This window comes from Halorubrum sp. JWXQ-INN 858 (assembly GCF_009806985.1).
Taxonomy (GTDB): Archaea; Halobacteriota; Halobacteria; order Halobacteriales; family Haloferacaceae; genus Halorubrum.
This window is the reverse complement of sequence record NZ_WUAX01000005.1, coordinates 225,931-246,170: the sequence shown is the minus strand read 5'-3', so window position 1 is coordinate 246,170 and position 20,240 is coordinate 225,931. Positions and strand designations below refer to the sequence as shown.

Here is a 20,240-nt window from a genome sequence, read left to right as displayed (position 1 = left end):
AAATAAAATGTTCGTTATGGATATGTCGGTGAGCCGTACGATCGGGGAGGAGTGTGAACCGTATCGGCGCGAGCGGGTGCGGCGTGGGACGATCCGCTCGTAGGTTGCCCGCTCCCGAACGACCCGCTCCTCCCGAACGACCCGCTCGCTACCGAACGACCCGCTCGCTACCGATCGTCGTCGTTCCCGCCCGCCAGCTCCTCGGCGACCGCGGCGGCGCTCAACAGCGCCGGGTCCATCGCGACGTCGGCGACCGCGGCGACGAACGCCGGGAGCGACCGCTCGGCGTACGTCACCGCGACGACGTCGGGGTTCCGCTCCTTTGCGACCGGGATGCCGGTCGCCTCCTCGACGTCGGTCACCACGAGGTAGTCCGCGTCCTCGATGCCGGCCGCGCGGAGCGCCTCCGTCGCCACGACGCCCTCGATGCGGGTCACGACGGCGTCGAGCGCGATCAGCTCCTCGCCGAGCCCGTGCTCGTCGGGACCGACGACGATCGCTCGGACGGCGTCGTCTTCGTCGTCCCGCTCGGCGTCCTGGTCCGCCTTCCGCTCGGTGTCCTGGTCCGACATCACTCGTACTCGATCGTCGCGGGGGGTTTGTGGGTGACGTCGTAGACGACGCGGGCGACGTTCTCGTTCTCGCCGGTGATCCGGCTCTGGATCCGCTGGAGCGTGTTCCAGTCGATCTCCTGGGCCCGCGCGGTCATCCCGTCCCGGCTCTCGACGGACCGAACGGCGACGACCCAGCCGTGGACCCGGTTGTCGCCCTTCACGCCCGTCGCCTTTCCGATCACGGCCGCGAACGCCTGCCACGGCTCGTACTCCGCCAACTCCTCCTCGACGACGTGACACGCCTCGCGGGCCACGCCCGCCTTCTCGCGGGTGACCTCGCCGACGATCCGGACGGCGAGGCCCGGGCCGGGGAACGGCATCCGCTCGGCGATGACCTCCTCGAGGCCGAGCGCGCGCGCGACCTCGCGGACCTCGTCCTTGTACAGGTCACGCACCGGCTCGACGATCCCGTCGAAGTCGACGACGTCGGGGAGCCCGCCGACGTTGTGGTGGGACTTGATGTTCCCCTCCGACTCGATGCGGTCCGGGTAGATCGTCCCCTGCACGAGGTAGTCCGCGCCGACGTCGCGGGCGACCCGCTCGAACTCGTCGATGAACCCCTCGCCGATGACGTGTCGCTTCTCCTCGGGGTCGGTGACGCCCGCCAGCCGGTCGAAGAACCGGTCCTGTGCCTCGACGACGCGCAGCGACTCCATGAACGCGAACGTCTCGCGGATCTCGTCGGTTTCGCCCTTCCGCATCAGCCCGGTGTCGACGTACACGGGGGTCAGCTGGTCGCCGACCGCCTCGTACGCGAGCGTCGCCGCGACGGAGGAGTCGACGCCCCCCGACAGCGCGATGACCGCGTTCGCGTCGCCGATCGTCTCGCCGATCTCCTCGACCGCCTCCTCGATGAACTCGTCCGTGTCGACCATTATACGGGTACGTCCGCGTCGTGCTCTGTTGTGTCCATCGATCCTAACGCCGCCTCGACGAGCGCGACGAACGGCGGGCTCGCCCGGTCCGGCCGCGACCGGAACTCGGGGTGTGCCTGCGTCCCGAAGAAGAACGGGTGGTCCTCGCGTTCGAGGATCTCCATCCGCCGGCCGGCCCGTCCGGAGAACCGCAACCCGTCGGCCTCGAGGTCGTCGATGAATTCGGGGTTCACCTCGTAGCGGTGGCGGTGACGCTCGGTACACGAGCCGGAGCCGTACACCGTGGCCGCCAGCGTCCCGGGCTCGATGTCGGTTTCGTGTGCGCCGAGCCGCATCGTCCCGCCCATCTCCTCGGTGTCGTGCTGGTCGGGGAGGAGGTCGATGACGGGGTACGGCGTGTCGGGGTCGAGCTCCGCGGAGTGTGCGCCCGCCAGCCCGAGGACGTTCCGCGCGTGTTCGACGACCGCCATCTGGAAGCCGAGACAGAGCCCGAGGAAGGGGACGTCGTGTTCGCGGGCGTGACGGATCGCCTCGATCTTCCCCTCCGTCCCGCGGGAGCCGAAGCCGCCGGGAACGACGACGGCGTCGGCGTCCTCCAGCCGTTCGAGGTGGTGATCGCGCGTCTCGTCGGCGTCGACCCAGTGGACGTTCACCTCGGTTCGCGTCTCGATGCCGGCGTGTTTCAGCGCCTCGTGGATCGACATGTAGGCGTCCTCCAGCGCGTACTTGCCGACGAGCGCGACGTCGATCTCCTTGGTTCGGTCCCGGGTGACGAGCTCGCGCCACTCGGTGGAGCGGTCCGCCTTCGGCAGCGCCTCGTCGACGAGGTCGAGCCGCTCCATCACGTACTCGTCTAACCCCTCGTCCTCGACCATCAGCGGGACGTGGTAGATGTCCTCGACGTCGGGGTTCGAGAAGACGGCCTCCGTCGGCACGTCACAGAAGAGCGCGATCTTCTCTTTGACCTCCGGGTCCAGCCGCTCCGTACACCGGCCGACGAGGACGTCGGGCTGCAGGCCGATCGACCGCAGCTCCTTCACCGAGTGTTGGGTCGGCTTCGTCTTCTGCTCGCCGTTCTTCGAGTACGGGACGAGCGTGACGTGTGCAAAGAGGATGTCCTCGGGGTCCTCCTCGTGGGCGAACTGTCGGAGCGCCTCGAGGAACGGCATCGACTCGATGTCGCCGACGGTTCCGCCGATCTCGATGAGACAGACGTCGCTCCCCTCGGCGGCCTCCCGGATGCGGCGTTTGATGTCGTCGGTGACGTGCGGGATGATCTGGACCGTCTTCCCGAGGTAGTCGCCGGCGCGTTCGCGCTCGATGACGTGCTGGTAGGTCTTGCCAGTCGTGACGTTGTGATCGAAGGTCATGTCCGTCCCGAGGAACCGTTCGTAGTTCCCCAGGTCGAGGTCGACCTCCCCCCCGTCCTTGAGCACGTACACCTCGCCGTGCTCGTAGGGGTTCATCGTTCCGGCGTCGACGTTGAGGTACGGGTCCACCTTGACGGCGGTCACGTCGAAGCCCGCGTTCGCGAGGAGTCGGCCGGTGCTGGCGGCGGTGATGCCCTTACCCAGCCCGGACATGACGCCCCCGGTTACGAAAACGAACTTCCGACCCAGCGAGGGGTCGTACCCCGTATCGGGATCCGTCGGCATACTGACCGTCCGTCAGGGGCCGGCAAAACCGTTTCGGAGGGCCCGCCGACCGCCAAGGCGTGTCACGAAACCGACGGTCACGGTACGGAACGATCGGGGATCACGATACGGAACGGAACGATCGGGGATCACGATACGGAACGGGACGGAACGACCCGGCCGCGGCGGCGAGCGCGTCGGAGGGAGGGCGACGCGATGCTACCGGGGGCGGGCCGGGGCACACCGAACGGCCACGAACGCCGAACGGCCGGCTACGGTGAGTGGCTCGCTACGCCGAGTGGCCGGTGAACGCGGGCTCCGGATCGGTCGGCTGGGTGTCGTCACAGACGCGGACCTTCCCGTCGGCGCGAACGAACACGTTCCACGAGCCGACCGTGAAGCTGAGCGAGAGCGCGGCGTCGCCCCGCCCGCCGTCGCGGCCGAACAGCGCGTCGAGCGCGTCCGGGTCGACGGACTCGTACAACGGCGGCAACTCGGTGGGGTCGATATCCGCCGCCTCGGCTACCGCATCGATCACGGCCATCGCCGGCGATCGTCCCGTTTCTCCCCCGTATCTCGCGTCGACGACCGGTGTACTTGACTGATAAACCGCGGTTCCCTCGTCTGCCATGTGTGAGGGTGCGGGACACGGGGGGTTATACTGATAGCCGAAATAATCCGGGTTCGAACGATCGACACCGGCCCGGTACGCCGTCTCGAGACCCGTAACTGCGGTACCGCGTCGTCTCGGGCGACCGGCTCAGGTGACCGGCTCGGGCGACCGACTCAGGCGACCGGCTCGCCGCCGACGAAGACGGTCTCGGGGTCGCGCCACGCCGTGACGTCCGCGTTCGGATCGGCCTCGAGGACGACGAGGTCCGCGCGATACCCCTCGGCGACGCGCCCGGCGTCGTCGAGCCCGAGGAGGTCGGCGGCGTTGACGGTGGCCGCCTCGAGCGCCGCCGCCGGCGAGAGGCCGTAATCGACCATGTACGCCAACTCCTGTGGGATCTCCGCGAAGCGGTTGAACGGCGTGCCCGCGTCGGTGCCCATCGCGATCGGGACGTCCGCGTCGAGCGCGTGCTCCCACGCGCCCGCGAACCGGTCCGCGGCGTCCTCGGCTTTCGCGACGGCGTCCGCGGGGATCCCCGCCTCGACGCCGTTGTCGACGATCCCGGCGAGCGCGCTCGCGGTCGGCACCCAGTACGTCCCGTTCTCGGCCATCAGCTCGGCCGCCTCGGCGTCCATGAACGTGCCGTGTTCGACGCTCGAGATCCCCGCGCGGACGGCGTTCTTGATCCCGACCTCGCCGTGTGCGTGCGCCGCCGTCGGGGTGCCCGTCGCCGCGGCCGCGTCCGTGAACGCCGCCAGCTCCTCGCGGGTGAGTTCGGGCGCGCCCGTGACGGCCCCCTCGGTGAGCACGCCGCCGGTCGCCATGCACTTGAGTACGTCCGCGCCGTCCTTCAGCTGCTCGCGGGCCGCCTTCCGGACCTCCGCCGGGCCGTCGGCCTCGCGGCCGAACCAGTTGCCGTGGCCGCCGGTCATGATCACGTTGCGGCCGCAGGCGACGACCCGCGGACCCGTGAGCGTCCCGTCCGCGACCGCCTCGCCCGCGTCGATCGCGAGCGTCCCGCGCGCGCCGAGGTCGCGGACCGCGGTGACGCCCGCGTTCACCGCCGCCCGCAGGTTGTGTGCGGCGTGGTAGCTCGCGGCGTAGTCGCTCTCGGAAGCGGCGCTTGCGACGTCCGGGCGGCCGTCCATCATCAGGTGCACGTGCGCGTCGATCAGTCCCGGCGCGATCACGCTCCCGGAGACGTCCGTCGTCGTCGGCTCTCGGTCGTCGACGAGGTCGCGGAGGTCCCCGACGGCGACGACCGTTCCGTCCTCGATCGCGACGTCCGCCTCGCGCGTGCCGTCGACGTCGGCCACGCGACCGCCGGTGAGTAAGTGCATACCTCATCAGGGGCGGACGACCGGGTAAATGGTCCGATCGCGGAAGTCGGGGACCGCGGCGGCTGTCGGTCCGGTCCGACCCCGCTCGGCCGGTCCGGTTCAGGTGAGATCTACCCCCACAGATAAGTGATCAGACATGTATCCTCACGAATATGGCAAGTACGAAACCGTCGGGGGCGCTCGCGGACCTATACGAGGGACGGATCGGCACCCCGACGACGGACGACGAGGTGCGGGGGTACTGGTTGTTCGCGCTTGGGGTGTTGCTCGGCGTGGTCGGCGTCGTCCTCTTCGCGCTGACCGAGCCGCGAACGGGCGCGCGGGCGGTCGGCTACGCGTTCGTCGCGCTGTCGCCGCCGCTCGTGATGATCGGCGCGATCGTCAGGTTCCCGCTGCGCCGCTCCGCCACGACGTTGGCGGCGATCGGCGGCTTCCTCACGGTTGCTGCCGTCGTCTACTTCTTCGTCGTCTTCCCCGACGGCTGGTCGCGATCGACGGGCAACGCGGTCGTCAACGCGCTCTACGCGGCCGGCGTGGTCATCATCGGGCTCGCGGGGGCGATCGTCCCGCTCGTGACCGACCCGGTGCGCGAGGACTACGAGCGGATGCAGTCGGCGTCCGCCGACGCCGAGTCCGCCCGCGAGGAGACCGCAGCGGAGCTGGCCGAGACGGCCGAGGAGCTCGACGCCGCGACCGCGGACCTCGCGGCGGCGGAAGCGCGCGCGACGGAGCTCGACGACGAGCTGACGGCGGCGAACGCCGAGGTCGAGGCGCTCCGGTCGAGCAAGGCCCGGTTCGAGCTGTTCGAGGACCGCGCCGGGAAGGCCCGGTGGCGGCTCCGCCACCGCAACGGCAACGTGATCGCGACGGCGGGACAGGGGTACAGCAGCCGCGGGAAGGCCCAGCAGGGACTCCACAGCGTGAAGCGGAACGCGCTCGGCGCGGGGCTGCTCCGGATCGAGACCCCGCCCGCGGAGGCGGCGGCGATCGCCGACGACGACGGGCCCGAGCCCGAGGACGCCGCGAGCCCCGACGTCGCCGTCCCGAGCGCGGACGACGACCTCGCGAGCCGGGCGACGTTCGAGCTGTTCGAGGACAACGCCGGCGAGTATCGATGGCGGCTCAGACACGACAACGGCAACGTCATCGGCGACTCCGGCGAGGGGTACGCCTCGAAGTCGAACGCGAAGCGCGCGCTCTCGCGGGTCCGCGAACACGTCGCCGCCGCCGACTACCTCCGGGTCGACCCGGCCGCCTTCGAGTTGTTCCGCGACCGAGCCGGCGAGTGGCGCTGGCGGCTCATCCACGAGAACGGCAACATCCTCGCGGACTCCGGCGAGGGGTACAGCTCCCGGACGAAGGCCCGACAGGGGGCCGACAGCGTGCGCTCGAACGTCGCCGACGCCGACGTCGAGGAACTGTAAGCGCGGGAAAGCGCAGAACGCGGTGAGCGCAGAACGCAGGAAAGCGCGCAGAACGCGGTCGCGTGCCGTCACGCCGCCGACCACCTTTATATCGATCGCGTGAGACGTACGGACGTTATGAGCGCGACCTTCGAGCTATACGAGGACAACGCCGGCGAGTACCGATGGCGGCTCCGCCACCGCAACGGCAACATCGTCGCCGACTCCGGCGAGGGGTACGCCTCGAAGAGCGGCGCCCGCGACGCGATCGACCGCGTTCGGGAGTACGGCCCCGACGCCGACGTGTTGGACGTCGGGAACGCCGCCTTCGAGATCTACGAGGACAACGCCGACGAGTGGCGCTGGCGGCTCCGCCACCGCAACGGCAACATCGTCGCCGACTCCGGCGAGGGGTACGCCTCCCGGTCGAACGCCGTCGACGCCGTCACCGGCGTGAAGCGGAACGCACCGAACGCCGCCGAGGAGACCGTCGAGGCGGGGACGGCGGACTGAGCGGGACGGTGGACCGAGCGATCCTGGAATCGGCCGTTCGCTTATCCTCGATCCGTCTGAGAAACCACTTTTGACATCCTCCCCGACCTGAAGGGCGAGGATTCCCTCGCAAGCAGTATCCGCCGAGCCGCCCCGATCGCGACCGGACAGCACCGATCGTCGCGACCGGGCAGTACCACTCGTCGCGACCGGGCAGTACCACTCGTCGCGACCGGTCAACGACCGATCGTCCCCTGCCGGGTGATCGGGGCGTCGGGATCGATGGAGAAGGCCACGAGCGTCGCGTCCGCGTCCGCGGTCACGGTGAACCCGTCCGTGCCGACGACGAGCGCGCTTTCGCCCCGTTCGAGGGCGGTCGGGTCGTCATCGTGCGGCGTGTCGGCGGGCGGCGTGTCGGCGGACGGCGTGTCTGCGGACGGCGCGTCGGCGGGTGTCGCGTCGGCGCTGACGGTCACCGCGCCGTCGAACACGTAGAGGTAGGTGTCCCGATCGGGGTCGCGACGGGACGGGAGCGCGACCGCCGACCCGGCGGCGAGCCGGCAGTCGCGACAGTCGACCGCGTTGCGGACGGACAGCGGGGCGTCGCCGTCCACCGGACCGAACAGGTGTCGCCACTCGTTCGGGACCGGCTCGGGGATCGGCTCGTGTTGGATGCCGGGATCGAGCCCGATGGCGTGCGGGCGGACGAAGATCTGGAGCATCCGCAGCGGCGGGTCGTCCGCGCGGGTCGACTCGGCGTGCCAGAACCCGCGGCCGGCGTTCATCACCAACAGGTGCTCGGAATCCGTGACCAGGTCGTTCCCCTGGCGGTCGTCGTGGCGCATCACGCCGTCGGGCACCCACGAGACGATCTCCTCGTCGCGGTGGGCGTGCATCGGGATGTGCGTTCCCGGGTCGAGGAACGACTCGACGACCGTCGCCAACGGGCCGTAGCCGTGGTCCTCGTGGCCGGGGACCGCACGGCCGGGGAAGTCGAACCGGGTTCGGAACCCCCCTTGATCCCGCACGACCGTCGAGCGACCGGTCACGTGGATCCGCGGCGGCACCTGCGTCGGCGCTGGGTCGTCCATAGCTCCGAGAAGGGCCGCGAGCGTCAAATGGGTTCTGTGCCGCGGCCGGCTCCATCCGCTTCGGCCGCTCCCGTCCATCGCACCGGGCGGCCTTCTTCAGGTACGCCAGGCCGTGGGAACGACCGACAACGTTTACCTCGACGCCCCGCCGGTTGTCTGCATGTCCGAACACGACGCGGTCGTCGTCGGCGGGGGGCTCGTCGGCGCGTCCACGGCCTACCACCTGGCACGGAACGGAACGGAGACGCTGCTCATCGACCGCGAGGACGAGGGGCGGGCCACCGACGCGGGCGCGGGGATCGTCTTCCCGGCGACGTCGAGCCGGTCGGCGTCGCCGACGTGGTTCGCGTTCGCGCTCGAGGCCGCCGACTACTACCCGGAGCTGGCGGCGGCGCTCGACGGCGACGACCACGGCTACGCGCGGACCGGGCTGTTGAGCGTCGCGGTCGACCCCGACGAGGTCGACGACTACCTCGAGGAGAAACGGCGCACCGAGCGGCGGACCGCCGAACGGGGTCGCCCGCGCGCGGACCGCACCGCCGAGATCAGCGCCGAACGGGCGCGGGAGCTGTACCCGCCGCTGGCCGACGCCGAGCGCGTGACCCACTACGCGGATGGCGCACGGGTGGACGGCCGGGCGTTCACGGCCGCGCTCTGTGAGACGGGGCGGTCCCTCGGCGTGACGACCGAACGCGGGGACGTGACGGGGATCCGGGTCGAGAACGGCTCCGTTCGGGGGGTGACGACCGCCGCGGGCGACGCGTACGACGCGGACGCCGTGGTGATCGCGGGCGGCGCGTGGTCGCCGCGGTTCGGCGCTGACCTCGGCGTCGACGTCCCCGTCGAGCCTCAGCGCGGACAGATCCTTCACCTCGACGTCGGCCCGCTCGACGCTCCGCGACCGTCCGGCGAGTGGCCCATCGTGAAGGCGTTCCGCCACCAGTACCAGGTGCCGTGGCCCGACGGCCGCGTCGCCTGTGGCGCGACGCGGGAGACCGGCTCCGGCTTCGCGCCGTCCGTGACGCTCGAGGGGCTCCGCGAGGTGTCGACGGAGGCGCTCCGCGTCGCGCCCGGGCTCGCGGACGCCCGGCACGTGGAGACGCGCGTCGGGCTCCGCCCGGCGTCACCCGACGGACTCCCGATCCTCGGCCCGGTCCCATCGGTCGAAGGGGCCTTCCTCGCGACGGGGCACGGACCGACCGGCCTGACGCTCGGGCCCTACAGCGGGAAGCTCGTCGCCGACGCGGTCCGCGGCGTCGAGCCCGAGACGGACCTGAAACCCTTCCGCGTCGATCGGTTCGGGGAGTAGCGACGGCGACCCGGGCGACGGACAGTCAGCGGGTAGGTCCTCGCGGTCGGGGCAGTCACGCCGCCGACAGCAGCTTCAGGCGGAGCTCGCGCTCGTCGATCTCGTACTTGAACGCGGGGTGGCCGTCGACGAACACGTACGGGACGCGCTCGCCGTACTCGTCGGCCAGCTCGGGGTCCTCGTCGACGTCCACGAGGTCGACCGCGACCGCGACGCTGAGGTCCGCCGCGACGCGCTCGACCGTCCCGTGTGCGACGGTACACAGCGAGCACCCCTCGCGAGTGTAGATCGTGACGGGGACCGCGTCGTCGCGGCCGGGCTCCGTGTCGGCCGTCTCGAGGTCGTCGGGGGATCCGCCGGGCGTCTCGAGGTCGTCGGGAGACGGGTCGCTCACGCCGGATGGGTCGCGGGCCGGCGACGAGTGCCTTTCGGTCGGGCCGCTCACTCCGCGTCGGCGACGAACTCGACGTCGCCGGCGATCACCGCGCTCGCGATCACCGCGCCGCCGACCAGCAGGGCGACGACGAGCGTGGTGAGCGTCACCGTCAGCGGGTCGCCGCCGATCGCGACGCCGACGAACGCGCCGACCGCCCCGCCGACGCCGCCGGCCAGCACCGCGAGCGTGTTCGGGTCGTCCATCGTCCGGCGGTTCACGGATCCGCCTAATAACGGTTCGCGTCCGGTTCTCCCGGCTGATAACGTCGGGGAACCGACTGCCTCGAGATCGCCTTAGCGGGGGTACTCGCGGCCGAGATCGATCGCGGAGGCGTCCCGTTCGGGCGCGTCGCTAGCGTCCCCCGCGCCCGTCCCGTCGTTCCCGCCCGCATCGCGTTCCGCCCCGTCCTCCTCGCCGGGGCTCACGCTCCCCGTCCGGTAGCCGGCCATGTCGAGGGTGACGTAGTCGAAACCGAGGTCCGAGAGGTGTTCGTGGACCGCCTCGGCGAACGCCGGATCGAGCGCGCGCTCCAGCTCGTCGGGCGCGATCTCGACGCGCGCGAGCCCGTCGTGGTCCCGGACGCGGAACCCCTCGAACCCCCACTCGCGAAGGAGCCGCTCGGCCTTCTCGACGCGGGTGAGCCGCTCCTCCGTGACCCGCAGTCCGGTCGGGATACGCGAGGAGAGACACGCCATCGAGGGTTTATCCGCCACGGAGAGCCCGTACGCGTCCGCGATCGCGCGAACCTCCGACTTGGTTATCCCCTCGGCCAACAGCGGCGAGAACACGTCGAGCTCCTCGACCGCCCGGAGCCCGGGTCGGTGCCCCTCGCCGGGGTCGTCGGCGTTCGTCCCGTCACAGACCGTGCCGATCTCGAGGTCGCGGGCGACCTCGTACATCTTCCCGAGCCGCATCGTCCGGCAGTGGTAACAGCGCTCGCCGTCGTTGACGACGAAGTTCGGGTCGTCGAGCTCCGAGAACGTCGTCGTCTCGTGGCGGATCCCGATCTCGGCGGCGACGCGCTCGGCGTCGTCGAGCTCCGCGGCGGGCAGCGTCTCGCTGCGGGCGGTACACGCGATCGCGTCGGCTCCGAGCGCGTCGTACGCGAGCGCGGCGACGACCGAGGAGTCGACGCCGCCGGAGAAGGCGACGACGACGCCGTCGCGTTCCGAGAGCGCGTCCCGTGCGGCCGTCGCTTTCGCCGCCGTGCCCGGATCGAGCCCGTCGGGGGCGGCGGCGAGGGGGTCCCGAGTCATGGGACGCGTTCGGGCCCATGGGGAAAAAGGGCGTCGGCCGCGGCGGGGCCGTAGGCGACGGGGGGGCGTCGGCCGCGGCGGGGCCGTAGGCGACGGGGGGGGCGTCGGCCGCGGCGGGGCCGTAGGCGACGGGGGGCGTCGGCCGCGGCGGGGCCCGTGGGCGACGGGGGGCAGCGGCCGCCGGACCCCGTACCCTTTTGCGCCTTCCCGCGATACCCGCGGGTAGATGGACCTCGAGGCGATCCCCGGCGTCGGCGCGAAGACGGCCGCGGCGCTGCGCGAGCTCGACGACCCGGCCGCGACCGTCGAGTCCGGCGACGTCGCCGCTATCGCCCGTGCGCCCGGCGTGAACGAGGCCCGAGCCGCTCGGATCGCTCGCGGCGCGATCCGTCGGCGACACGACGACGACGGCCGGCTGCTCGCGACCAACCGCGCCCGCGAGGCGTACCGCGACGCGGTCGGCCTGTTGAAGGAGCGAACGGTCACCGAGTACGCCGAGAAACGGCTGGAGACGTTCTACCCGAGCGGCTCCGCCTCCCGGATCGCCGAGGCGCAGGCGTTCGTCGCGACGGCGACGGAGCGCGAGCCGGACCCCGCGGTCCTGGAGGCGCTCTCGGGGGTCGAACCCCTCGAAACGCCCGGCCCGGTCCGGGTCCGCGACCGGTGTCTCGCCACCGCCGACGCGGAGACGTACGCGGCCGCCGAGTCGGCGGTGCCCGAGCTCTCCGTCGAGACGGTCGAGGACGCCCGCGGGATCTCCGAGCTCGCGCGCTCGTACGCGACCGTGATCGTCCTCGACGAGGAGTTCGCCGGGCTCGACGTCGAGGGCGACGTCCACGTTCGCCCGGACGCGCTGGAGACCCCGGCCGACACCGTCCCCGAGCGGCTGCTGGCCTTCTTCGCGGCGAACCGCGACCGGCTGACCGCCGCGGCCGCCGTCCACGAGGCCGCGGGGACCGTCGACGGGGCGGCCGCCGACCCCGACCGGCTCCGGGACGCGCTCGCGCGGCTCGACGACGACGGGACGGTCGTCGGCGACGCGGAGCTCCGGCGGCTGACCGCCGCGGTCGACGACCTCGACGCCGCGGTGGCGACCGCCGAGTCCGTCGCCGACGACCGGCTCCGCGAGGCGATCCGCGAGCGCGACGTCACCATCGAGGGGACCGACTTCCTCTCGCTCGTCGAGCAGGGCGCGCGCGTCGACTCGCTGCTCGACCGGGAGCTGGCCGACGAGTACGACGTCGCCCTCGAGCGCGCCCGCGAGCACCTCGTCGACGCGCTCCGGCTGGAGCCCGACGAGGCCGAACTGGCCGGCCACGCCTTCGGCGACGACCCGACGTTCCCGGTCGAGCACGCGGAGCACGCGGTGTCCCGGCTGCGGACCGAGCTCTCGGCGGCGCGGGACCGCCGGGCGGCGCGGTTGAAAGCGGAGCTGGCCCACGACCTCGGCGCGCTTCGGGAGCCGGTCGAGGCGCTCGTCCGCGACGCGCTCGAGCTCGACGTCGAGCTCGCGATCGCGCGGTTCGCACGCGACTTCGACTGCGTCATGCCCACCGTCGGCGGCCCTGACGGGGAACGGGACGCGACGGCGGCGGACGCGGTCACCGGGTTCCGGATCGTCGGCGGGCGCTCGCCGCTGCTCGACGTCCCGTTCGAGGCGGTCGATCCGGTCGACTACGAGGTGTCGGGCGTGACGCTGCTGTCGGGCGTGAACTCCGGGGGGAAGACGTCGACGCTCGACCTCGTCGCGCTCGTCGTCGTCCTCGCGCACATGGGGATGCCGGTGCCGGCCGCGGAGGCCGAGCTCGAGCGGTTCACCGAGGTCCACTACTACGCGAAGTCACAGGGGACGCTCGACGCGGGCGCGTTCGAGGCGACGCTGCGGGACTTCGGCGACCTCGTCGAGGGCGCGGCGGGGCGGCTCGTCCTCGTCGACGAGCTGGAGTCGATCACCGAACCCGGCGCGTCCGCGAAGATCATCGCCGGCATCCTCGAGGCGCTCGACGGCCAGGACGCCACCGCCGTCTTCGTCTCGCACCTCGCCCGGGAGATACGCGAGGCGGCCGCCGCCGACGTCGCCGTCGACGGGATCGAGGCGGTCGGGCTCGTCGACGGCGAGCTCCGGGTGAACCGGTCCCCGAAGAAGGACCACCTGGCGCGGTCGACGCCGGAGCTCATCGTCGAGAAGCTGGCCGACGACCGCGGCGGCGACTTCTACGCGCGCCTCCTGGAGAAGTTCTGAGGCGGCTCGGAGCGACGTCCGGAGGCGGCTCGGAGCGACGTCGATCGACCCGTTCAGATCGTCAACAGCGCGTTGACGAGCGTCCGGGTCGCGATGGCGGTGAGCGCGCCGAGCCACGTGAGCAGCACGAAGTGAATGTAGCCGTTCGCGGGGTTGCCGCCGTCGATCGTCCGGATCATCTGCGAGGAGAGCGCGGCGTTGAAGATGACGACGGTGAGAAGCAGGTACTCGATGAGCGGGATGTCGTACGCGCCGGCGTAGATGATCTGGCCGATGTCCATCCGCTCCATCTCGAAGTCCGCCGAGAGGTCGGCGAGGATCGAGACGATCTCCAACCCGATGAAGAAGGCGAACGTCGCCGCCACGGTGATCCCGTAGATGAGCCCGACGAACGTGACCGCGGCCTGCCGGCGCTGTTCGCGGAGCTGGTTCGCGGCGTTCATGTTCCGCGAGACGAGCTCGCCGAGCTGCTTCGGCTCGCCGCCCATCCGCCGCCCGACGAGGTACATCTCGGAGAACTTCTGGATGAGGTACGAGCGGGTGTCACGCGAGAACGCGCGCCAGGCCCCCTCCGTGCTGATCCGCATGTTGAGCCGGCGGTAGAGGCGTTCGATCGCGGGCGAGAGCGCCCCGAAGTCCTTGTCCCGGAGCGTCGTCAACACGTCCGTCGTCGTCGACTGTTTCGCGCTCTCGGTCGCCCCGAGCGCGCGGATGAAGGAGGGGAACTCGGCGTCGCGAGCCGTGATCGCCTCCTCTTCCGCCCGGAGGATCACCCCCGTGATCGCCATCGGCGTGATCGGGACGGCGAGGTACAGCGGGAGCCGCACGTCGTCGATGAACCACAACAGCCCGGGGAGGCCGGGGCCGTACCCGAACATCCCCGCGGCCGTGACCCCGATGAGCCCGAACGTGAGCGCGCCGCCGACGCCGAGCGACGCCCACAGTTTCAGGTCGCCCGGGGACCGCTCCTCGGGATGGTACCAGATCGGGTCGTACGGCGACATCGCGCGGATGGCGACGTAAAACCCCATCTGAACGAAGACGAAGAGGACGATGACGGCGGCGACGGTGGCGGTCGGATCGTTGCCGGTGAGGATCGGGAGGACGATGGCGAACACCAGCGCGAACGTCACCGAGAGGATCATCGACATGTAGAGGTCCTTCATCACCTCCAAGTTCGACAGCGAGGACTCGTACAGCGTCTCGTACTGCGTCAACATCACGTCCTGTTCCGAAAAGAGGAACGTCTCCAGCGACTGGCCCGCCCCGAGCGTGTAGCCGAGCCGGTCGAAGAAGTCGCCCATGGCGGCGGAGGGGACCTCCTTCGCGCGGCGGCGACAGGCCTCGTCGAGGCTCTGGTTCCACGTGTCGACGAGGTGGACGACCCGGCCGATCTCCTCGGCGGCGACGCCGTACTCCTCCTCGGCGGCGAGCGTCCGGAACACCTCCATGCGGTCGATGTTCGTCGTCGACAGCACGGTCATGTGCGTCATCACGAGGTGGAGCTGGTTGTCGATGTGGTTCTCCTGACTGCTGAGATAGATCTTCGGGTAGACGACCGCCGCGACCAGCGCGAGCGCGCCGAACATCGGGACCGGAACGCGGGCGGCCAGCGGGAGCGGGAGCAGGAACAGGCCGACGACGCTCGCGAGGAACACTCCGAGAGCCGGCAGCAACACGTAGCCGAGGTACTGTCGCTTCGAGACGTCGAGCTTCTCGTACGACTCGAGCACTTCGCCCGTCAGCCGGACCGCGGTCGCGACCCCGTCGCCCGCGCGTTTCACCGACATCGAGTCACCCGATCTTCCGGTGCATGTCGAACGGGAGCCCCTCGACGCCGTCGCGCTGGAACGCGTCGATCGCGTCGTTCACCTCGTGGTAGCCCAGGATCCCCTCCTGGATCATCCGCTCTATCAGGTCCGCACGGAACTGCAGGTCGTCGTAGATGTCGCGGGTGTCCGCGTAGCCGAGCAGGGTCGCGATCTGCTCTTCGAGCACGTAGGAGTTGTTCATCCCCTGGAAGACGATCTCGTCCTCGACCGGGTCCCAGCTGAACGCCTCGCGGGTGACGACCCCGCCCATCTCCTTCGAGTAACCCTCGATCTCCTGCACGCTCGTCACGCGACGGAGCACGTCGTCGCCCTGTTTCACCCGGTTCTGGAACAGCGCCACGTCGGCGTTGTCCATGAACGTCTCGGGGACGTTGATCGGCTCGGAGGTGAACCGCTGGATCATCGAGACGATGTCGGACGCGTGAAACGTCAACATGACGGGGTGGCCCGTCTGGGCCGCCTGGAACGCCATGCGCCCCTCCGCGCCGCGGACCTCCCCCACGATGATGTAGTCGGGACGCGAGCGCAGCGCGGCCGCGACCAGGTCGAACATGTCGACGTCCGAGGAGCCCTCGTCGCCGCCCTCACGGGTCAACAGCTGCTGCCAGGTGTTGTGCGGGGGGATGACCTCCGCCGTGTCCTCGGCGGTGTATATCTTCGAGTCCTGCGGGATGTACGAGAGGATCGCGTTCAGCGTCGTCGTCTTCCCGGACGCCGTCTCCCCGACGACGAAGACGGTCTGTTCGTTCTCCAAACAGAGCCAGAGGTACGCCGACAGCTGCGGCGAGAGCGTCCCCCAGTCGGTGATCTGGTTGATCGACAGCGGCTGCTCCTGGCCCTGCCGGATCGTCAGCGAGGAGCCCTTCAGCGAGACGTCGTCGGAGTAGATGATGTTGATACGCGACCCGTCCGGCAGCGTGGAGTCGACGATGGGGTCGGAGTCGGACAGCGGGTCGCCGATCCGCTCGCCCATGTTCCGCAGCCAGCTGTCGAACCGTTTCCGGTCCCCGAAGTCGACGGTCGTCTCCAACATCCCGAACGTGCCGTGGTCGACGTGACACTCGTGGGGACCGATGACGTGGATGTCCTCGTTGGCGGGGTCACGCATCACGGGCTCGAGCGGGCCGAGCCCGACGATGTCGCGGTTGAGCCGGTATCGGATGTCCTCGTACGTCTCCTCGGTCACCGACAGCGTCCCCCAGTTGCGCAGCCGTTCGAGCAGTCGTCGCCACCCCTCGCGGTTGCCTCGGACGTGGGTGACGTCCTCCAACAGCTGCTCGATGAGGTCGTCGTACTCCGACTCGGAGTCCGGCGCGTCGTGCTGACCGCTCGCGGTGAGCAGCTTGGATTTCACCTGCTCGAGGATCGCCGCCTGCGGTCCGGACATCTTCGGCTCGATGGCGTAGTATTTCGTCTCCTGGCCGAGGTCGCCGTACACGTGACAGTAGATCGGCCCGCCGACCGGGTAGAGGACGTTCGGACGGTGCGACTCGTACTCGCCTTTCGGCTCGTCGATGAACAGCGGGAACTCCCCCGTGATCTGTTTGAACTCCCGGAGGTGTTCCCGTAGGTGTGGCCGCCGCATGGCGGCCTTTCGAAGCTCGTCCGAGGGTTTCGCGGTCCCGTGTTCGGTCATTCCTGCTCGTGTCGTCGTCCGCGTCCGTGTGGTCGTCCGTGTCGATACCGCGCCGTGACCGGTGGCCCGACCCGCGTCGCGTTACGCGACACTGCGGCTCTCGATCACGATCCCGGTCCCCGAACGGACCGAGAAGCCGATCGTGTCGCCGACCTGTTCGCCCATGCCGGCGAACCGTTTGACGTTGATCTGCCGCCGGATGTCGCTGCCGACCTCGATCATCTCGAGCTCGATGAACACGTCGGCGATCGAGCGGAACGGGCCGATGGCGTCGTCGTCGACTGCGGACGGGTCGACCGTAAGCACGACGATCTTTCCCTGCGAGATTATCTCGCGGAAAAAGGAGATGATCTCGAGGGCCGCCTGCCGCTCCTCGTTCTTCCGGATCAACGCCTCGAACGTCGGGTCGTTCCGGAAGATGGCGTCGAACGTGTCGAGGAAGACGACGTCCGACTTCCACATCGCCTCCGCGTTCATCAACCGCTTGAGCAGCTCCTTGCGCTCGCCGTCGGTGTCGGAGAACGCCCCGCCGGAGTCGAAGTCGGCGTGCAAGAAGAGCAGCTCCTCGCGCAACAGCGGCTTCACCACGTCGTACTCCAACGAGTGCATCTGGTCGATGAACCCGCGGACCGTCAGCTCCGTCGACATCAGCGTCACCGACGCGCCCTCTTCGACCAGCCCGTACGAGAAGCGCTGTGACAGCGCGCTCTTGCCCGCGCCGTAGTCGCCCTCGATGAGGACGATGCTGCCGCGCGGGATGCCGCCGCCGAGCTCCTTGTTCAATCGGTCGCGGTCGCCCAAGCCCAGCGACAGCAGGTTGTCGCTCCGGGGCACGGTTAGCTCCCCCCCTCGACGCGGAACTGGAACAGCTCCTCGTCGCCGTTGACCGTGATGTACACCCGGTGGTCGGTGCCCTCGTCGAGCGGCTCGCCGTCGTTCACCGCGTCGACGTCGATCGTCAACTCGAGCACGTCGCCGCGGGCCCACGCCGCCCCCGTCCCCGCGGAGACGAGCTCGCCGTCCGTCGCGTCGCCGGCGACGTACTGGCCGTCGAAGACGACGTCGAGCCCGGATCCGTCCGGGGCGAGCCGTTGGGTGCCCGTGTTCTTCACCAGGAGCGTGACCTCGTTGACGTCGGCGTCCGGGTCGTGCTCGTAGACCCCGGCGCTGGCGTCGGAGATGACCGTCACGTCCGTCCGGAGCTGTTCGGTCGCGTCGAGGCTGCCGTCGTTGACCGCGGAGCTCACCCGGTCGACGCCGGTCGTGACCGTGCCGACGACGCCGGCGGCGATCACGAGGCTCGCGACGAACAGGACGAGGTGGGAGACGGGGACGCTCGCCATCTCAGGCCTCCACCTCCGCGTCCGTCACGGTGGCCGCGTCGCGAACGCCCGGCTCGGTGACGACCCCGACGCGGTCGGCGTCGGCCACCGCGCCGTCGACGTCGGCGTCAACGAGCGTCACCGTCAGCGTCTCCCCGGCCAGCCAGAGGTCGGTGTCGCCGTCGGGGTCGTCGCCCTCGGCATCGCCGACGACCGTCGTGTCGACGGCCGCGAGGTCGACGTACCCGTTGTCGACGACGAGCGTCGTGTCGCTCACGACGAGGCCGGTCGCGCCGTCGTTGACGACGGCGACGACGACCTCGTCCTCGGTCGCCCCGTCGCCGGGGTCCGGGTCCTCGTGGTACGCCGCGTCGTCGATCGCGATCGCGGTGTTCTGCCGGTCGAGCGCGCGGTCGTGGACGTCCCGCTCGGCGGCGGTGACGCGCTCGAACCCGTTCCCGGCGACCGGGTAGAACGTGGTGAACGCGAAGAACAGCCCCGCGACGATGATGGCCGTGGAAGCGGAGACGCTAACGCCCATCTCCCCACCCTCCGTCGGCCGGATCGGCGCGGTCCGAGCGCGGATCCGGGTCGTTCATCGGGCGGGGTGACGTCCCGTTCCCCTCGTGGCGGGCCGCGGCGTCGCCGCCGTTCGAGGCACGCGTACCGTGGCTGCCGCGATCGCGCGGCGCGGGCTCGGAGGGTTCGGGACCGGGCGGCGTCCCGCCGACGAGCGACCCGCCGGCGAGGACGTCCCAACGGTCGAGGAGCACGGTGTGTGCGCTCGTCCCGTTCAGCTGGGTGATGTACCGGAGGCTCCGCGTGTGGTGCTCCCGGACCAGTCGGTCGGTGCCCGGCCGATCGACGAGGTTCCGATCGATCGTCCCGAAGCCGGAGAGGAAGTCACGGAGCCGCGCGGCGGCGTCGCCGCCGACCCACTCGATCCGCTCGTAGTAGTTGATGGCTCGGACGGCGTCGGTGACGTCGCTCTCGGACACGAGGAACTCGAGCCACTCCATCACGAGCAGGTCGCCGACGTAGTCGCCGGGCAACGTCGTCAGATACGGTTTTCCGCGGCCTCCCGACAGCTCGTCCTCGCGGACGTACTCGAAGCCGCCGCCGTTCGACTCGGCCGGATCGCCGCCCGGCCCCGCCGCGACGCCCCGATCGGCGCTCGTGGCCGCCGGGTCCGGCTCGTCGCCGGGGCCGGCCCCGTCGAGCGGCTCCGGGTCGTCGTCGAACGGGTCCCCGTCCGCGGGGTCGTCCGCGGCCGTGTCACCGCCGTCGTCGGCCCAGTCGGCCTCCCCGGCGTCGTACTCCTCTTTGAGTTCGCTGAAGCTCATTCCGTCGTCGTTCATGTCGTTTCCGTCGTCCGCCGGTTCGGTTTCGGACGCGGCGTCGGCGGCGTCGCCGGCGTCCAGTTCGTCGTCCGATTCCCCGCCCTGCCCGTCGTCGAGGTCGTCGCCGAGATCCTCGTCGAGGTCGTCATCGAGATCCTCGTCGAGATCCCCGAAGTCGTCGGCGGCGCCGGGCTCGACCAGCTCCTCGTCGAAGAAGCCGTCGGCGTCGGCGCTGGCGACGTCGTCGTCGAGTTCGGGCTCCTCCTCGTCGGCCCCGTCGTCGTCGAAGAGGCCGAACGACTCGCCGCCGCCCATCTCGTCGAAGCCGCTCGACTCGTCGACGAACGGGTTGATCCCCCGCGTGACCATCTCGTAGATGTCGAGCAGGTTGCGGACGTCCTCCTCGATCCCCTCGACCGTTCCCGAGATCTCCTCGTTCTCCGAGCGGACGGTCGACACCGTCGAGGAGAGCGACGCCACCTCGGCTTCGAGGTCGTCGATCCGTTTCTCCAGCTCGTCGGTATCGGCACCGCCGCCGCCGTCCTCCTCCTCGAAGGCGTCGTCCCACTCGTCCATCCCGTCGAAGTCGTCGAACCCCCCGTCGCCGGAGCCGCCGCCACCCCCGCCGAAGGGATCGTCACCGCCCATCCCTCCGTCGCCGCCCATGCCGCCGGCGTCGTTCGTGTCGTCGGAATCGCCGTCGAGGAACCGATCGAGGACGCTCGCGCCGACGAGCCCCAGCGTCGCGACTGCCCACACGGCCGTCGAGGCTCCCCACACCGGTAGTTCGAGGCCCATTGTCGGT

At 70.5% G+C, this 20,240-nt stretch carries 17 protein-coding genes and 1 pseudogene; 3 read left to right on the top strand and 15 right to left on the bottom strand.

Annotated features, from left to right (window positions below; genetic code table 11):
- Nucleotides 1-167: 167 nt before the first annotated feature.
- The 5 genes from GRS48_RS02500 to GRS48_RS02480 form a co-directional block, all read right to left on the bottom strand.
- Nucleotides 168-572, bottom strand: coding sequence for a CTP synthetase (locus GRS48_RS02500; RefSeq protein ID WP_235027971.1), 405 nt, complete (start codon nt 570-572; stop codon nt 168-170).
- Nucleotides 572-1,489 carry a glutamine-hydrolyzing GMP synthase gene (guaA, locus tag GRS48_RS02495; protein ID WP_159483343.1) on the bottom strand — a complete coding sequence of 306 codons (918 nt, stop codon included), beginning with the start codon at nt 1,487-1,489 and terminating at the stop codon, nt 572-574. Before guaA ends, GRS48_RS02500 begins: the two co-directional genes overlap by 1 nt.
- Nucleotides 1,489-3,144, bottom strand: coding sequence for a CTP synthase (locus tag GRS48_RS02490; protein WP_159483342.1), 1,656 nt, complete (start codon nt 3,142-3,144; stop codon nt 1,489-1,491). The genes guaA and GRS48_RS02490 overlap by 1 nt, the downstream gene beginning before the upstream one ends.
- Before the next feature lie 268 nt (nt 3,145-3,412).
- A complete protein-coding gene (locus GRS48_RS02485; protein WP_159483341.1) occupies nt 3,413-3,754 on the bottom strand; it encodes a HalOD1 output domain-containing protein in 342 nt (113 codons plus the stop codon).
- Between the two features lie 155 nt (nt 3,755-3,909).
- Entirely contained in the window at nt 3,910-5,076 is a 1,167-nt protein-coding gene (locus tag GRS48_RS02480) for an amidohydrolase family protein (protein ID WP_159483340.1), read from the bottom strand.
- A 152-nt stretch (nt 5,077-5,228) separates the two neighbouring features.
- Between GRS48_RS02480 and GRS48_RS02475 the strand changes: the two are divergent.
- Nucleotides 5,229-6,992: pseudogene (locus tag GRS48_RS02475) on the top strand (HVO_2922 family protein).
- Nucleotides 6,993-7,207: 215 nt separating this feature from the next.
- Here the strand turns inward: GRS48_RS02475 and GRS48_RS02470 are convergent.
- Nucleotides 7,208-8,062 carry a pirin family protein gene (locus GRS48_RS02470; RefSeq protein WP_159483339.1) on the bottom strand — a complete coding sequence of 285 codons (855 nt, stop codon included), beginning with the start codon at nt 8,060-8,062 and terminating at the stop codon, nt 7,208-7,210.
- A gap of 160 nt (nt 8,063-8,222) precedes the next feature.
- Here GRS48_RS02470 and GRS48_RS02465 point away from each other — a divergent pair, with 160 nt between their 5' ends.
- Nucleotides 8,223-9,371: an FAD-binding oxidoreductase gene (locus GRS48_RS02465; RefSeq protein WP_159483338.1), complete on the top strand. Its 1,149-nt coding sequence runs from the start codon at nt 8,223-8,225 to the stop codon at nt 9,369-9,371.
- Between the two features lie 55 nt (nt 9,372-9,426).
- Here GRS48_RS02465 and GRS48_RS02460 read toward each other — a convergent pair whose 3' ends face one another.
- From GRS48_RS02460 to larE, 3 genes are all read right to left on the bottom strand, one after another.
- Nucleotides 9,427-9,660, bottom strand: coding sequence for a glutaredoxin family protein (locus tag GRS48_RS02460; RefSeq protein ID WP_321168272.1), 234 nt, complete (start codon nt 9,658-9,660; stop codon nt 9,427-9,429).
- 152 nt (nt 9,661-9,812) lie between these two features.
- Complete coding sequence (locus GRS48_RS02455; RefSeq protein WP_159483337.1) at nt 9,813-10,010, bottom strand: hypothetical protein; 198 nt, start codon at nt 10,008-10,010, stop codon at nt 9,813-9,815.
- A gap of 90 nt (nt 10,011-10,100) precedes the next feature.
- Entirely contained in the window at nt 10,101-11,063 is a 963-nt protein-coding gene (gene larE, locus GRS48_RS02450) for an ATP-dependent sacrificial sulfur transferase LarE (RefSeq protein ID WP_159483336.1), read from the bottom strand.
- Between the two features lie 226 nt (nt 11,064-11,289).
- Between larE and GRS48_RS02445 the strand changes: the two genes are divergently transcribed.
- Nucleotides 11,290-13,305 (top strand): helix-hairpin-helix domain-containing protein, encoded by a 2,016-nt coding sequence (locus tag GRS48_RS02445; protein ID WP_159483335.1) that lies wholly within the window; start codon nt 11,290-11,292, stop codon nt 13,303-13,305.
- Nucleotides 13,306-13,358: 53 nt separating this feature from the next.
- Here GRS48_RS02445 and flaJ read toward each other — a convergent pair whose 3' ends face one another.
- The 6 genes from flaJ to GRS48_RS02415 form a co-directional block, all read right to left on the bottom strand.
- Nucleotides 13,359-15,095, bottom strand: coding sequence for an archaellar assembly protein FlaJ (flaJ, locus tag GRS48_RS02440; protein ID WP_159483334.1), 1,737 nt, complete (start codon nt 15,093-15,095; stop codon nt 13,359-13,361).
- Between the two features lie 4 nt (nt 15,096-15,099).
- The gene (locus GRS48_RS02435) at nt 15,100-16,773 is read right to left on the bottom strand and encodes a type II/IV secretion system ATPase subunit (RefSeq protein WP_159483333.1); all 1,674 of its coding nucleotides are present in this window, start codon (nt 16,771-16,773) and stop codon (nt 15,100-15,102) included.
- An 81-nt stretch (nt 16,774-16,854) separates the two neighbouring features.
- Nucleotides 16,855-17,607, bottom strand: coding sequence for an ATPase domain-containing protein (locus tag GRS48_RS02430; RefSeq protein ID WP_321168250.1), 753 nt, complete (start codon nt 17,605-17,607; stop codon nt 16,855-16,857).
- 2 nt (nt 17,608-17,609) lie between these two features.
- Nucleotides 17,610-18,116, bottom strand: a complete 507-nt coding sequence (locus GRS48_RS02425) for a flagellar protein G (RefSeq protein ID WP_159483332.1) — start codon at nt 18,114-18,116, stop codon at nt 17,610-17,612.
- Between the two features lies 1 nt (nt 18,117).
- Nucleotides 18,118-18,636, bottom strand: coding sequence for a flagellin (locus GRS48_RS02420; RefSeq protein ID WP_159483331.1), 519 nt, complete (start codon nt 18,634-18,636; stop codon nt 18,118-18,120).
- Nucleotides 18,626-20,233 carry a FlaD/FlaE family flagellar protein gene (locus GRS48_RS02415; RefSeq protein ID WP_159483330.1) on the bottom strand — a complete coding sequence of 536 codons (1,608 nt, stop codon included), beginning with the start codon at nt 20,231-20,233 and terminating at the stop codon, nt 18,626-18,628. Before GRS48_RS02415 ends, GRS48_RS02420 begins: the two co-directional genes overlap by 11 nt.
- Nucleotides 20,234-20,240 lie beyond the last annotated feature (7 nt).

Coding starts and splice junctions, on each gene's coding strand:
- GRS48_RS02500 (WP_235027971.1), bottom strand. CDS start 572: ATGTCGGACCAGGACACCGAGCGGAAGGCGGACCAGGACGCCGAGCGG.
- guaA (WP_159483343.1), bottom strand. CDS start 1,489: ATGGTCGACACGGACGAGTTCATCGAGGAGGCGGTCGAGGAGATCGGC.
- GRS48_RS02490 (WP_159483342.1), bottom strand. CDS start 3,144: ATGCCGACGGATCCCGATACGGGGTACGACCCCTCGCTGGGTCGGAAG.
- GRS48_RS02485 (WP_159483341.1), bottom strand. CDS start 3,754: ATGGCAGACGAGGGAACCGCGGTTTATCAGTCAAGTACACCGGTCGTC.
- GRS48_RS02480 (WP_159483340.1), bottom strand. CDS start 5,076: ATGCACTTACTCACCGGCGGTCGCGTGGCCGACGTCGACGGCACGCGC.
- GRS48_RS02470 (WP_159483339.1), bottom strand. CDS start 8,062: ATGGACGACCCAGCGCCGACGCAGGTGCCGCCGCGGATCCACGTGACC.
- GRS48_RS02465 (WP_159483338.1), top strand. CDS start 8,223: ATGTCCGAACACGACGCGGTCGTCGTCGGCGGGGGGCTCGTCGGCGCG.
- GRS48_RS02455 (WP_159483337.1), bottom strand. CDS start 10,010: ATGGACGACCCGAACACGCTCGCGGTGCTGGCCGGCGGCGTCGGCGGG.
- larE (WP_159483336.1), bottom strand. CDS start 11,063: ATGACTCGGGACCCCCTCGCCGCCGCCCCCGACGGGCTCGATCCGGGC.
- GRS48_RS02445 (WP_159483335.1), top strand. CDS start 11,290: ATGGACCTCGAGGCGATCCCCGGCGTCGGCGCGAAGACGGCCGCGGCG.
- flaJ (WP_159483334.1), bottom strand. CDS start 15,095: ATGTCGGTGAAACGCGCGGGCGACGGGGTCGCGACCGCGGTCCGGCTG.
- GRS48_RS02435 (WP_159483333.1), bottom strand. CDS start 16,773: ATGACCGAACACGGGACCGCGAAACCCTCGGACGAGCTTCGAAAGGCC.
- GRS48_RS02425 (WP_159483332.1), bottom strand. CDS start 18,116: ATGGCGAGCGTCCCCGTCTCCCACCTCGTCCTGTTCGTCGCGAGCCTC.
- GRS48_RS02420 (WP_159483331.1), bottom strand. CDS start 18,636: ATGGGCGTTAGCGTCTCCGCTTCCACGGCCATCATCGTCGCGGGGCTG.
- GRS48_RS02415 (WP_159483330.1), bottom strand. CDS start 20,233: ATGGGCCTCGAACTACCGGTGTGGGGAGCCTCGACGGCCGTGTGGGCA.